The organism is Zestosphaera sp. (genome assembly GCA_038727705.1).
Lineage (GTDB): Archaea > Thermoproteota > Thermoprotei_A > Sulfolobales > NBVN01 > Zestomicrobium.
On the sequence record JAVYVJ010000002.1, the window covers coordinates 37,964 to 51,067 of the forward strand.

Sequence of the window (13,104 nt, forward strand, 5' to 3'; positions counted from 1 at the left end):
TATTAGTCAGCTCCTCAATTCTTTTGCTGTGCTCGCCTAAGATTCTCGAATGCTCCTCAATCCTCTTAGTCAGCTCCTCAATTCTTTTGCTGTGCTCGCCTAAGATTCTCGAATGCTCCTCAATCCTCTTAGTCAGCTCCTCAATTCTTTTGCTGTGCTCGCCTAAGATTCTCGAATGCTCCTCAATCCTCTTGCTGTACTCTACTGTCTGCTGTTGAAGTGATTTGATCTCCTTCAATACCTCCCCAAGCCCGAGAAACCCTGCCACAGCATAACGGAACTCCTCGTCCTCCTTCAGGAGTTTCAGAAATCCTGTCTTAAGCCTTGACGTCACACGTGTTCCCTGCTACATTACCTCTAAGGGCGTTTTTAAAGCTGATTTTATCCGCCCTTCGAGAAGGCAGACGTTCAGCCGCGGTCCTCTAGTGCATCAAGAAAGCGAGAAATAGGTTTGCGAAAGTTACTATCAAGAGTAGGATAAGGAGTGCTTTAAACGATCTCGACGCTCCCTCCACATTCTCCACTATATATCACCTCTATACCTGCACTATGGGTTTAGGTGGCTTTTAAGCGTTTTTGCACAAGACGCTAGGGTTTTTATTTCTCCACTACCCCATTATTTATGGTGTTGGGCTTTGAGTTTCACAGCTCCGGATGCCAGGGTGTGGACTCACGTGATGGAGGCTGCCGGGAAGTTCACTGAGTCAAGCGTCTTCATTCTCAAGCCGGACGCCCTGTACGTTAAGGCTATAGATCCCTCCAGAACAGCCATGATAGAGTTCATAATTCCTGAGCAGGCCTTCGAGGAGTACAGAGTCGCTAAGGAGACGACCATTCACCTCAGCATGGAGGGGTTAAGCAAGATACTCAAGAGCGCTGAGAGCAGGGATAGACTCAGCATAGAGTTCTCTGAAGACGGTATGAGGATCGACCTCACCGACGGGGTGGTCACCAGGACTTTCAAGCTTCCACTACGGTCGGAAGTCGCTCATGAGGAGATACCTGAGCTGGAGCTCCAGTACCCGAACGAGTACGTTGTGGGTGGCGACATACTCTATGACGCCATCGCAAGCATTGAGAAGGTCGGCGACGTGCTGAAGGTCGGCGGTGATGAGTCGAGTCTGATGCTCAGGTGTGTGGGTGACCTGGGGGAGGCTGAGGTGGTGTTGAGCGTTGAGAAGGGGTCGCTGAAGGACGCTAGGGTCGGGAACCCGGGGTTCGAGGCCTCCTACAGCATCGACTACCTGTCCTACCTGAAGAAACCCATCAGCAGTAGCGAGGAGGCTGTGGTCAGGGTTGACAGGGATATGCCCATGCATCTAGAGCTGAGGTTCCCCTCAGGCAGCAAGCTGAACTACTATGTCGCGCCGAGGACGGAGTGAGGGAGGCAGGTCTTCAGGCCTTCAGAAGTTACTTAGCGAATACTACAGATCCCTCACTGAGATCCCGTTGCCGGATGACTTCATACTCAGGGAGTTCGCCTTCCAGCAGCTGGGGGGAGGCTTCGTCAGGCACCTCACGTTTCAGAGCACCGCCGAACTCAGGGAGTTCCTGGTTAAGGAGACGCCGAGGAACTCATACTACTCGACCGCACTCTACAGGGATCCGGCGGCGCAGAGGATGGAGGATAAAGGACTAATATTCTCAGAGCTGTTCTTCGACATAGACGTCGACCACCTGCCCGACTGCAGCGCCTTGGAGTATCCGCTGGAGCCTGAGGGTAGCCTCTCAGTAATTAGCGAGAAGTGCGTTGAGGTCGGTAAGCAGGAGCAGCTCAAGCTGCTCGACGTGCTGGCGAGCTTCTTCGGCTTCAGTAGCGGGGAGATAAGGGTTTACTTCACTGGACACAGAGGTTTCCACACGGTGGTCAGACCTAAGGATGAAGACTGGCTTAAACTCACCTCCAGACAAAGGAGGGAATTGGTGGACTTCATAAAGCTTAAGGGGGTAGATAAGCTCCTGCCCTCAGGCAGGGGGAAGTCGATGAGGTTCACGGCACTCTACTCCAGAATCGTTAAGCTCATGGACGTCGACCCAACAATCACTCCGGAGGAGGCCCTGACGAACGCCAGGGTGGAGATAGACGAGCTCGTGACGCCGGACGTCTCTAAGCTTGTGAGGATTATCTGGACGTTGAACGGCAAGACCGGGTTTAAGGTCTTCCCTGTGACAAGCGAATCCGAGCTCATCGAGTTCTCGGCCGGCCCACATCTCTCGCCATTCAGGGGTGAGGTCGAGGTCAAGTACCTGCGCACGTCGCTAGAGCCCATTAGACTGTTCAACGAGCTCTTCAAGCCTGTCAGGGGGGTGAGGTCGACTGTTTCCAGTTGGATCGCCGTCTACCTTGCCCTAAACAACGCGGCGGAGGTAGTGCTTGACTAGTATTTAAAAAGCTTGAATAACGGATTTATTTCATGATGGTGTCTCTTGAATGCTTAAAGACATACTTAAGAACGAGTTAAGCGATTCAAAGCCTGCCAGACTTGGTAGAGACCTCGTCGACAGCGCTCTAAGGGAGATATCGTCCCTCATCGACTGGTGTTTAAGCAACTCACTCATTGAGGCCTGCGTCAGGGAGTTCGAGATGGTCAACAACGTGGCTGAGAAGCTGGCTAACGTGAGGTTAGGTAAGGCTCTGGAAGCAGACCCCGCCTCGCTGGACCCCGCCAGCGTCGACAGCGAGCTGCTCGGGAAGGTCCTGACTATAGTTAGGAAGTATGAGAGGCTGGTCTTAACAGGGCTTGTTAACAGCGAGGGTTACGTCCCGGTGGTCGTGACTTCCGACGGCCTCAGGCTTAACAACCACCACTACTCCAAGGGGGCTGTAACCACCCTAAAGTGTAGTTTAGCCCTCCTCATGGAGGCGGCAGGCCTCGTCAAAGTGGTTGAGGCCTGATACTGACCTTCACCACCTCTCACCACATTGTAAACTGGGGGATTTGCAAGGGCATCCTAGCTTGTTAGGGGTGTATGGACTGCGTAAGCATCGACAAGCCCGAGGCTCGTGGACGGGCGCTAACCCATCACTTTGGCGCAGAGTTCGCATCCGGTTCTCTGTTGCGATTCCACACATTTATAATTGCGTCCTCACTAAAGTATGTGAGGCGATATTTGTTGTCCTCAGTGGAGGAGTACGTAGGGTACACGCTCGAGATTTTGAAGAAGCTTATCTCGATACCCACCGTAAACCCGCCAGGACAGGACTACAAGAGGTGTGCTGAGTACCTCGGGGGAGTGCTTGAGGAGTTAGGCCTTGAGGTGGAGCTCATAGAAGTGCCTGAGGACTTCATGGAGAAGTACTACCCCTACACCTCCCTGAGTAAGGGATATCCCAGATACATAGTGTACGGCAGGGCGAAGAGGAAGGGGAGGAGGATCATCCACTTTAACGGCCACTACGACGTTGTCCCGCCCGGCAGCGGGTGGTCTAGAGACCCCTTCACACCGCATATCGAAGGCGACAAGCTCTTCGGCAGAGGCTCCACAGACATGAAGGGAGGTATAGCCGCGTCGATAGCTGCTATAAGGGCGGCGCTTGAGAAAGGGCTTGATGTAGGGCTTGAGGCCGCGTACGTCCCCGACGAGGAGGCTGGCGGCACCGGGACGAGGTACTTCACATACAAGAACGTCTCGAAGCCTGACTACGTCATAATAGCGGAGCCCAGCACTTCCTCGAGAATCAACATAGGGCACAAAGGGCTTGTCAGAGGTGTGGTGAGGGTCTTCGGAAAGCAGGTACACGGAAGCGTTCCCTGGAAGGGGGAGAACGCCTTCATTAGGGCTGCAAAGCTGGCGAGCGAGTTCATGGATAGGTATGCCGAAGTCCTCAGCAGTAGGGTCACTAAAGCGCCTGTAATGGAGCCTGAGGCAAGGCACCCGACGATAAACCTAGGTGGTTACGCGGAATCCACCAGCAGGAAGGATAACATAGTCCCAGGCGAGTTCACATTCAGCTTCGACAGGAGGACCATACCTGAGGAGGACGTGGAGCAGGTGGCTAAGGAGTTAGTGGAGATCTTCACCGGCATAGCCGGAAGGCAGGGCGTGAGGGCTGAGGTGAAGATCCTCAGCTCGGTTCCTGCCTCACTAACTCCGTTGGACTCAAGCCTCGTGAGGGCGTCATCCGAATGCGTAGAAAAGGTCCTGGGCTCGGCACCCACAATCCTGATGAGTTACGGGAGAGACGACGGGGTGTTCTACAGGTCGGTGGGGATCGACACCATAACGTACGGACCCGGCGTCGAGGAGACCGCGCACATGCCGGACGAGTACACCTCCATAGAAGACCTGAAGAAGACCATTATCGTGTACGACTGTATGATAGAGAGTCTCTCAAAGACTTAGTGGATTCGCCGTTCGAGCTATCCAATCATCTGTTTAAAACTCAATCCTAAGAGGGCCCCTCCTGAATCGCGTACTTAAATTGGTTAAGGTAGTAGTTATTGCGGCGGAAAATCTATGAGGTACGATCTAATTCTCAGGAACGGAATCATAGTCGACGGGTCCGGCTCACCCCCTTTCAGGGCGGATGTCGGCGTGATCGGCGACACGATACACTCCGTCAAAGACCTCTCCGGCGCTGAGGCCGAGTCGGTCATCGACGCTAAAGGCTTGGTCGTGGCGCCCGGCTTCATAGACATTCACAACCACAGTGACATCCCGATATTCGAAGTCCCTACAGCCGATAACTACGTCCTTCAGGGCGTCACTACCATAGTGATAGGTAACTGCGGGTCCTCACCTGCTCCCTTAACGGACGTCAACAGGCCTGAGTACGTGAGCATGGTTAGGAAGGTTCATCCAGACGTCAGCGTTACCTGGTCCAGCTTCAGCGAGTACCTGAAGGCTCTTGAGGAGCTGAAGCCCTCGCTGAACATAGTGCCGCTGGTCGGGCACGGTGCTGTAAGGTCGGCCGTCCTAGGCTACGGGGACGTGAGGCCCGGTGAGAAGGATCTTGAGGCCATGAAGGCTCTTGTCAGGGAGGCTATGGAGGCCGGTGCGTTCGGTATGAGCACAGGCTTGATCTATGTCCCTAGCATGTTTGGCGACACGAGGGAGATAATAGAACTCTCCAAGGTGGTTGCGAGATTCGGTGGGCTCTACGCGACGCACATGAGGAACGAGGGTATAGGGCTTGTGGACTCTATCATTGAGACGCTAACGATAGGGCTAAACTCGGGCGCCGGCGTGGAGATCTCCCACTTGAAGGCCAGTGGAAGACCCAGCTGGGGGAAAGTCAACGTGGCTCTAGACCTAATATCGGAGTACGCCTCAAGAGGCTATGATGTGAGTGCGGACGCATATCCCTACGAAGCGTCCTCCACCTCACTCACGGCGGTCCTCCCGAAGGAGTTGAGGGAGGGCTCCAGTGAGGAGATTATGAAAAGGCTTTCAGACCCGGCTGTCCTGAAGGATCTAAAGGAGAGGTTGAGCGGTGCGGCAGTTGAGGAAAGGTTCATACTCTGGTCGGACATAATGATCGCTTACTCGCTTAAGCATAAGGAGTTCGAGGGTCTGAGGGTCACTCAAATAGCTGAGAGGCTAGGCCTGGACCCGGTTGAGGCGGCCGTCAGACTGTTGCTGGACGACGAGCTGAGCACTCAGATGATCCTCTTCGGGATGAGTGAGAAGGACGTCGATAGAGTCATATCGCACCCGCTCGTGGCTATAGGCAGCGACGAGTCGGTTGAGAAGTACGGCGTCGGGAAGCCCCACCCGAGAGGATACGGGACCTTCCCGAGGATAATAGCCAAGTACGTGAGGGAGAAGAAGCTCATATCACTGCCCGAGGCAGTCAGGAAGATGACCTCACTCCCTGCGAGGAAGCTGGGGCTGTGGGACAGGGGCTTAATCAGGCCAGGACTCAAAGCAGACCTAGTAATATTCAACCACAACACGGTGGCCGATACCGCCACGTACGAGAACCCGCACTCCTATCCTAAGGGGATAATGTGGGTTATAGTGAACGGTAAGGTGGTGGCTGAGGGCAGGACTGTGCTCAAGGACTCTAGGTGCGGAGCAATAATAAGAAGACCTACGAAGTAAGTTCTTAAAATATTTAAACCCTACCCCATAAAGTTATTTGTGGTGTATCCTTTGAAAGTAACAAAGGATATTTGGGTACTAGTAATTGTAGTACTCCTCCTAATCCTAGTATCAGCGGTGGCTTGGGTCTTTAGAATACAGCTCTACAACGCCGCCAGACCTCTCTCGTCATTCGTCATATTAGTGTTCCTGCTTGTCATGGGTTACATCTCAGTCCACCATGTCAAGGTGGGCGGTGTGATATCGGTCAGAGATATACCGGCGTTTAACGCCATTGAAGAAGGCGTTGCCAGATCTGTTGAGATGGGGAGGCCGGTACACATGACCATAAGCTACGGCACTATAGCGGGCTCCATGGCCCCCCAATACATAGCAGGCCTCGGCGTCCTCTCCCACGTGGCTAGACTGGCTGGCAAGTACGGCGCGAAGCTGATAGCCACTCTCGGAGTTCCTGAGGCGATAGCCGCTGTGGAGGAGCTCGTTAGGGAGGGCTACGCGTCAGCGGGCAAGCCCGAGCTCTTCGACCCCGTGTATAACGTCAGGTACTTCACGGATCAGCAGTTTGCGTACGCCTCCGCAGTCCAGGCAACCATAATCAGGGAGAACGTGGGCGCTAACATCGTGGTAGGGCCGTTCTACGCGGAATCGCTGATATTCATGGAGGCCGGGAATATGGTGGGCGCCTTCCAGGTTGCTGGGACAGCCCGTGAGACGCAGGTACCCTTCTTCGTTCTAGCTGCTGACTATGCCTTCATAGGTGAGGAGATCTTCGCTGCCGGCGCGATGGCGTCCGGCGATAAGGAGTCGCTCGCAGCGATAAGGGGTCAGGACGTAGGGAAGCTGGTTAGCATAGCGCTGATACTGCTGGGGATACTCATGCTGGCCGCCGGCTCCAACATAAACACCTGGCTTAACTGGGTCTGGAAGTTCGGGTGATAGCCATGAGCCTCGCAGTTAAGAGACTCATACCGCAGCTGATAGTCAGCATTATACTAATCATCATGGTAGTGTTCTACTTCTTCTACATAGATAAGAGCGTGGCCGACGCGTTCTCCACGTGGGATAAAGCCCTTAGCGACTGGGCCGTAATAATAACGGCCTTCGCGCTGATGGTCGGTGGTGCCGACATATTCAGGTATCACGTCATGCAGATCAGGAAGGCTGGCGTCAGGCAAGCGCCGTTCAGCGGGGTCACCATATCGCTGGAGTTGCTGATGATAGCGTTCGCATTAATAGGCTTCTACATCAGCTACGCCGACCCCAAGGCCGGCATATCGATAACCACGCAACCCCAGTTCAGGTGGCTGTACACTAACGTGTACGCCCCCTGCGACTCCGCAGTATACTCCATACTGTTGTTCTATATAGCGTCAGCGTCGTACAGAGCCTTCACGGCGAGAAACCCTATGGCCGCGTTGTTGCTGGTGGTGGCCGTGATAGTGATGCTTGGGAACACCAGCTTAGGAGGGCTTATATGGCCTGGCATACTGCCACTCCGCGACTGGATCATGACGGTGCCCAACACGGCAGCGTTCAGACCCATAACGATGGGTGCTGGGTTCGGCACGATAATATTGGGGCTGAGGCTACTCATATGGCGTGAGGTGAGCTGGTTAGGGAGGCGTGATTGAGATGGGCGCGCTCGCTTTAGTGGATAAGGTATTCGGATCTAGGATTGTGCTCTACGTACTGCTCATAGCGGCGCTAATATACCCGCTTACATACCCTCTAGGCATCCCGTTAAGCATCTCCAGCAGAACCGTGCAGGTCTACGACTACGTGAAGAACCTCAAGCCGGGGTGTCACGTCTACATGGAGATCTACTACGAAGTCGCTGCTAGAGGAGAGTTGGAGCCGGCCGTTGCCGCACTAGCAAAGCAACTGTTCGATAAAGGTTGTAAGATAGTCTTCGGTTCACTCATCAGCACAGGCCCCATAGCATTCTCGTTACTCAGATCTACAGCAGCAGATATCTTTGATGCTAAGACGTACGGAGTCGATTATGTATACCTAGGTTACGTGAGCGGTCAGGAGGCGGCCGCAACCTCCCTAGCGAAGAGCATTAAAGGAACTGTCAGCGTTGATAACTACGGCAACCGCATCGAGACATTACCATTGATGAAGGAGATTGATAAAGCCACGGACTTCGAGCTCGTTATAATAGCGTCCTCAGGAACCGACACGTTTAACTGGTACGTGAGGCAGTGGTACACACCATACAACGTGCCGCTACTCTTTGTGGCCCTAAGCGTCATAGCGCCGTCAGTGGAGCCGTTTGTCAGTGCTAAGCAGGCCATAGGCATGCTGACGGGGCAGAGAAGTGCGGCGGAGTACGAGCTCCTGGTAGGCAGGAAGGGCCTCGGAGTGGCTTCAATGGACGCTCAGAGCCTGACCCACGCCCTCATACTGGTGTTCATAGTGGTCGGCAACGTAGTGTATTGGGGTAAGAGATTAAGCAGTAAGAAGAATGGAGGTGGTGCGAGATGATCTCGTGGGAACTTCTAGGAGCTTGGATAGGGGCGTTTCTCGTAATCTGGATATATAGCTTTGCTTTCAAGGACAACGCCCTCTACAAGCTCGCCGAACACGTGTTCGTAGGTACGGCGGCAGGATATTCGGTAGCGCTGGCTCTCGACAGTCTGAACAGGGTCACTATAAAGAACCTCCTAACACAGCCCGCGGTATCCTGGCACTACATGATACCAGTCATCCTGGGCGCCCTGATGTTCCTGAAGTACTCCAGGAAGTACTACTGGGTGGCTAGGTACGGCGTCGCCTTCAACGTGGCGATAGGGACCGCCCTAGCAATGAGGACGATACCGATGGCAAACATAGTGAGGCAGATACAGGCCACTGTAGTCCCGCTGTGGGGTTCCGACCCGCTCACAGTATTCAACAACTGGCTGATGTTCCTGATAACCATAGGGGGACTCACGTACTTCCTCTTCACCATATTCCCCAAGAAGCCTGAGGCCGGAAAGACGTCAGCGACCTACACGATCTACAGGGTAATATCGATGATAGGAGTTTACGGCATGATGGTGGGGTTCGGCGCCCTCTTCGCTAATACCATAATGACCAGAGTAGGCTTCGTGATCTCCGTGTACCTAATATACCTCCAGCCCTACCTGGAGGCAGCGGTGATAGCAGTAATATTGGCTGTAATAGCAGTGCTAGTGGGGACTAGAAGGAGGTCTAAATGAGGGAGGACGCAAAGCTCGAGGAGGACGAGCTCATAGAGAGGGTGGCCAAGAAGATAGTCGACATAAAAATGGATTCAGTAGCCATTTTTTTACTTGAATCCTTCGGCCCTATGGGGCGGGTATGGTCACAGGTAGCTCTCCTCTACCTCCAGCCACTCCTAATCCTATTAGGCTCGTACGGGGAGGCGTTCCTTACCATACTCAGAGACCCTGCCAAAGTGGAGAGGCTGGTTAAACGTATCGAGGAGTTGAGCTCGTGATTTTTTTAACTCTCATCCGAGCTTTTGAGGTAGGGGTTAAGGATGGGTTCAGAGGTCTCGAGGCTCAAGATACGTGAGGCACGCTTAGAGGACAACCGACTAATACTTGCTGGGAAGGGCTTCGAGAAGGTCCTAAACGTTGAGGAGATAAGGAGGGTCGGTGTTGAGAAGTCCTTCAATAAGATGTTGGTGTTGCTGACCAGCGCTGTGGCTGTACTTACAGTCTTCTCTCAAGACCTGCCTCATCTAGTGACTCTCGTGATAATGCTTCTGATAACTACGGCCTACAGAGAGGAGAGCATAGTGCTAGAGTTCAAAGATGGTTCGGTGATAAAGGCTGGAGGCATGACCTCCAAGGAGGTGAGGAGGGTGGTTAAAACCCTCCTCAGCAAGGACTTCACTCGCCTATAATCTCTATGTTGGCTCTCGGGACTGACACAACGCTCCCGTCTTGAAGGCGTATCCTAACGATCCTCACCGGGGATTCAGTCTCTATTGTGTGGAGCTCCACCGGCAACTCTACCACAGTCCCTATAGCGCCGAAGTATGGGTACCTTATGATCCTCACGGTACTCCCTATCTTCACTCTACCTTCACCGAGAGTCTCAGCCCCTTCAACGCCAGCACGCACCTCCCTCTCCAAGGGGATCACCACCTCAGGCCTCACCACGCCTGCCCTGACCTGAGTGGTGCCGTTAACTGCTGCCTCCCTGCCCTCATTCTGCTTGAGTATGTTGAAGGCCCTCTCAGACATCGCGAGCTTTCCGAAGCCTTCAGTGAGGATTAGAGTGAATCCTATGTTCTCCCTACCTGTTATTGCAACACCTATCCTGTAGCCCACGAGCTTCTCCACATCGGCTATGTTAGCACCCCCCACTATAACTCCCTTAACACCTATCCTCTGGGCCTTGGCCAAGGCCTCGTAGGTTGTGAAGGACCCGCCCACCACTATCTTCCCTGCGTGTGACTCGTTGAGCTTGCTCTCGTCAAGCACCTCGTCAGGTCTTGAGACCGCTACCGATATCACGCCATGCCTCTCCCCGCCGAAACCTATTATGCCCTGAATGTACGCCGCTGGGGTCTCCACCACAGCCGCCTCGCCTGGGATTACCTCCTTCACAATCCCTCTGACGTATGCCGACACTTCGATCAGCTTAGGGGGTTCCCTGACCACGACGTGTCCTGTGAGCTCGTTAGCGGATTCAACAACCCCGTCCACGGGGGCCGCGACCTCCCTTCTCATCAGCCCTAGGAAAGCAGAGTATTTGGCGATGACGTCGCCGCGCCTCACCCTATCACCGACCTTCACAGTCATGTACTTAGATATCTCCTCGGGGTCCACGCCCAGAACCTCGGAGGCCTTCACTATGTAGGGCGCCCCTTCGAGGTAACACCTCCCCACTATCGTGTCGAAGCCCACCCTATCCCCCTGCTTGACGAGGATCTCTCCCTTGATGGGCAACGCCCTCACCTTAGTGACTAGGGTCATTGGGCTTGCAGCAAGTCCCGGTGTGTACGCGAAGCTCTCCTCGCTCATCACTCACCACCTCCCCGAATAAAGCTCTCTGGATACATGTTCATGGCCTTAAACCAGCTCCACAACAGCTTCGCGCGCTCGCCGTCCTGCGGCAGGACGACAGGCCTCCCCCTACCGTCAAACACCACCCCGACAACACCTCCCCGTATCTTCCTACTAACCTTCTTGCCAAAGCCCGCGCTAAAATCGAAGCTCTTGGCGGGAACCACCGTGACCGTCACCTCCTCACTCTGTGGGACTTCAACCCTCCTTATTTCACCTACATGCAGTGTGAAGGATTCCCTCCTGCCGTCAGCGTGCTCGACCGTCACGTCGCCGACCACGTCCCCGAGATTCCCAGCCCCCCTAGCCGCGACGACCGTGCCCAACGGCACGAGGCACTCCCTCTCAAATATCTCGACCGCTATATCCCTGTAGAGTTTCGTTAAGACGCCTAGGTGCGGTATCATGAAGACGCTGTCCTGCATTATGTACGTGAACCCTACCGGCTGGAACGCGTCGATCAGTATCAACATGGACTGAGCTCTCCTAGGAGCTCTTGAGAGTAATCCACCAGTACCTATTATGTAGTCAACCCTCTTCATGTCTATGTACGTCTCCTCCTCCTTGACCTCCTCGAATATGTCCGATATAGTTCTCTCCTTCTTAACTCCCTTAAGCTCCCTGGCCAAGTATTTGTGGTGGTTGAAACCCATCCTGATTGACTCCCTGGCCACGGCGTGCTCGACCATCAGATCAGTTAGGGTCATGGGTATGGTCGTCGGCCTGATCATCTTGTTGTAGATTATGCTCATGATGACCTCGTCGCTGAGGTCTAGCGGCACCCACCTCTTAACGCTGTCGAGTCCAGCCTCCTTCAGCACGTTACCGATGCTGTAGCTCATTCCCAAGTTAGCGCTGACGGTCCTCAGGAACCTCCCGTCGAAGTATGAGTAGAGGTTGGTGGTGGCCCCGCCCATCCCAACGCCGAGCACGTTAACGCCCCTCGCCTCCGCGAACGTCCTTATCATGAGACCTTCCGCTGCGGGGGTGGGCATTATCTCCGTCGATGTGAGTTTCATGAGCTTCTCGTAGCCCGGCGCGTGCGCCATTACGTGCTCCATGAACAGGTCTAGTATGGCGTTCCTGGCCGGCTCCACCCTCTCAACCTCTATCTGCGGTCTCAGGTTATCCACACACCTCAGGTCGAAGCAGTCCTGGGCGAAGATCTTCTTAACGTCATCGCGTGCGTCCTTATTCCCTGCATATACTATCGGGAGCTTGAATGTCACGCCGAACCTTGGCCTCGGCTTAGCCATCGCTATGGTCTCCGCTATCTCCTTGACGTGCGTCTTATCTCCCCCGTCAGTCCCTCCAGCTATCAAGACTATGTCTGGCCTGAGGAACCTAACGATGTTTATCTTCTCGTAGGGCTCCCTGCCATCGTCGACCGCCAGCACGTCCATTATGATCGCACCAGCGCCTAGAGCTGCCCTCTGAGCGCTCTCAGCCGTTATACTCTTAACGACCCCTGCCACCAGCATCTGGAGGCCCCCGCCCGCGCTGCTCGTCGAGACGTAGACATCTATCCCCTCCTTACCTCCCCTGTACGGCATGATGAACCCCAGCTCCCCGCTGGAGTCGTTCAAGATCTTGTGGCCAGTGAGCTCCTCAACCTCCCTCACGGCGTTCCTCACACCCTTAGTCACGTCCTCCACGGGCTTCTCAACCGTCGTGGGGGCTTCCCCGCTTGCGAGGAAACGCCACTCATCCCCGACCTTACCGAAGAACCTGGCTTTAGTAGTGGTGCTCCCAACGTCTGTAGCAAGGATGAACCTAGGATCATTCTTGAAATTCATTTTACGCGCCTCTACTATACATTACTCTCTCAAAACATAGGATTTTAAGTTTTGCTGTAACGATAACGTAATTTAGAGAACTTTCTCGTTTAATGATTTAAACAAGCTCATACCAAGTCACGCAGAGTTAGACAGCAACCCCCTCCGCTTAAACATGCATAAACGTTGAGGCAGGCTCCGTCCTGCACAACCTCTTCAACCAACCTAAGCTTATATTGGCC

Annotated in this window: 14 protein-coding genes; 11 read left to right on the top strand and 3 right to left on the bottom strand. The window is 54.1% G+C overall.

What is annotated here, in order from left to right; all coding sequences use genetic code 11:
* Positions 1-334 (bottom strand): hypothetical protein (locus QW772_04295; protein MEM0038127.1); only part of this gene is annotated, 334 nt, incomplete at its 3' end.
* Positions 335-635: 301 nt separating this feature from the next.
* On the opposite strand from QW772_04295, the gene QW772_04300 reads away from it, so the two are divergent.
* From QW772_04300 to QW772_04350, 11 genes are all read left to right on the top strand, one after another.
* Positions 636-1,382 carry a hypothetical protein gene (locus QW772_04300; protein MEM0038128.1) on the top strand — a complete coding sequence of 249 codons (747 nt, stop codon included), beginning with the start codon at positions 636-638 and terminating at the stop codon, positions 1,380-1,382.
* Positions 1,360-2,382, top strand: coding sequence for a DNA primase small subunit domain-containing protein (locus tag QW772_04305; GenBank protein MEM0038129.1), 1,023 nt, complete (start codon positions 1,360-1,362; stop codon positions 2,380-2,382). Before QW772_04300 ends, QW772_04305 begins: the two co-directional genes overlap by 23 nt.
* A gap of 49 nt (positions 2,383-2,431) precedes the next feature.
* Positions 2,432-2,896: a hypothetical protein gene (locus QW772_04310; GenBank protein ID MEM0038130.1), complete on the top strand. Its 465-nt coding sequence runs from the start codon at positions 2,432-2,434 to the stop codon at positions 2,894-2,896.
* Between the two features lie 227 nt (positions 2,897-3,123).
* Positions 3,124-4,344 (top strand): M20 family metallopeptidase, encoded by a 1,221-nt coding sequence (locus tag QW772_04315; GenBank protein MEM0038131.1) that lies wholly within the window; start codon positions 3,124-3,126, stop codon positions 4,342-4,344.
* Between the two features lie 114 nt (positions 4,345-4,458).
* On the top strand, positions 4,459-6,045 hold the full coding sequence (locus QW772_04320; protein MEM0038132.1) for a D-aminoacylase: 1,587 nt from the start codon (positions 4,459-4,461) through the stop codon (positions 6,043-6,045).
* A gap of 51 nt (positions 6,046-6,096) precedes the next feature.
* Positions 6,097-6,981, top strand: coding sequence for a DUF6754 domain-containing protein (locus QW772_04325; GenBank protein MEM0038133.1), 885 nt, complete (start codon positions 6,097-6,099; stop codon positions 6,979-6,981).
* A gap of 5 nt (positions 6,982-6,986) precedes the next feature.
* Positions 6,987-7,676, top strand: a complete 690-nt coding sequence (locus QW772_04330; protein MEM0038134.1) for a hypothetical protein — start codon at positions 6,987-6,989, stop codon at positions 7,674-7,676.
* Between the two features lies 1 nt (position 7,677).
* Positions 7,678-8,532, top strand: coding sequence for a hypothetical protein (locus QW772_04335; protein MEM0038135.1), 855 nt, complete (start codon positions 7,678-7,680; stop codon positions 8,530-8,532).
* Positions 8,529-9,248 carry a hypothetical protein gene (locus QW772_04340; GenBank protein MEM0038136.1) on the top strand — a complete coding sequence of 240 codons (720 nt, stop codon included), beginning with the start codon at positions 8,529-8,531 and terminating at the stop codon, positions 9,246-9,248. Before QW772_04335 ends, QW772_04340 begins: the two co-directional genes overlap by 4 nt.
* Positions 9,245-9,508: a hypothetical protein gene (locus tag QW772_04345; GenBank protein ID MEM0038137.1), complete on the top strand. Its 264-nt coding sequence runs from the start codon at positions 9,245-9,247 to the stop codon at positions 9,506-9,508. Before QW772_04340 ends, QW772_04345 begins: the two co-directional genes overlap by 4 nt.
* Before the next feature lie 42 nt (positions 9,509-9,550).
* Positions 9,551-9,919, top strand: coding sequence for a hypothetical protein (locus QW772_04350; protein ID MEM0038138.1), 369 nt, complete (start codon positions 9,551-9,553; stop codon positions 9,917-9,919).
* Here QW772_04350 and QW772_04355 read toward each other — a convergent pair.
* Together QW772_04355 and QW772_04360 are read right to left on the bottom strand one after the other, a co-directional pair.
* Positions 9,906-11,045 carry a hypothetical protein gene (locus QW772_04355; protein MEM0038139.1) on the bottom strand — a complete coding sequence of 380 codons (1,140 nt, stop codon included), beginning with the start codon at positions 11,043-11,045 and terminating at the stop codon, positions 9,906-9,908. The two genes, QW772_04350 and QW772_04355, sit on opposite strands and share 14 nt — an antisense overlap.
* Positions 11,045-12,883: a glutamate mutase L gene (locus tag QW772_04360; protein ID MEM0038140.1), complete on the bottom strand. Its 1,839-nt coding sequence runs from the start codon at positions 12,881-12,883 to the stop codon at positions 11,045-11,047. The genes QW772_04355 and QW772_04360 overlap by 1 nt, the downstream gene beginning before the upstream one ends.
* Between the last annotated feature and the right edge of the window lie 221 nt (positions 12,884-13,104).

Bases quoted from the DNA above. Each gene is read 5' to 3' on its own strand.
- QW772_04335 (MEM0038135.1), top strand. From the start codon at position 7,678: ATGGGCGCGCTCGCTTTAGTGGATAAGGTATTCGGATCTAGGATTGTG.
- QW772_04350 (MEM0038138.1), top strand. From the start codon at position 9,551: ATGGGTTCAGAGGTCTCGAGGCTCAAGATACGTGAGGCACGCTTAGAG.
- QW772_04345 (MEM0038137.1), top strand. From the start codon at position 9,245: ATGAGGGAGGACGCAAAGCTCGAGGAGGACGAGCTCATAGAGAGGGTG.
- QW772_04330 (MEM0038134.1), top strand. From the start codon at position 6,987: ATGAGCCTCGCAGTTAAGAGACTCATACCGCAGCTGATAGTCAGCATT.
- QW772_04340 (MEM0038136.1), top strand. From the start codon at position 8,529: ATGATCTCGTGGGAACTTCTAGGAGCTTGGATAGGGGCGTTTCTCGTA.
- QW772_04320 (MEM0038132.1), top strand. From the start codon at position 4,459: ATGAGGTACGATCTAATTCTCAGGAACGGAATCATAGTCGACGGGTCC.
- QW772_04360 (MEM0038140.1), bottom strand. From the start codon at position 12,883: ATGAATTTCAAGAATGATCCTAGGTTCATCCTTGCTACAGACGTTGGG.
- QW772_04310 (MEM0038130.1), top strand. From the start codon at position 2,432: ATGCTTAAAGACATACTTAAGAACGAGTTAAGCGATTCAAAGCCTGCC.
- QW772_04305 (MEM0038129.1), top strand. From the start codon at position 1,360: ATGTCGCGCCGAGGACGGAGTGAGGGAGGCAGGTCTTCAGGCCTTCAG.
- QW772_04355 (MEM0038139.1), bottom strand. From the start codon at position 11,045: ATGAGCGAGGAGAGCTTCGCGTACACACCGGGACTTGCTGCAAGCCCA.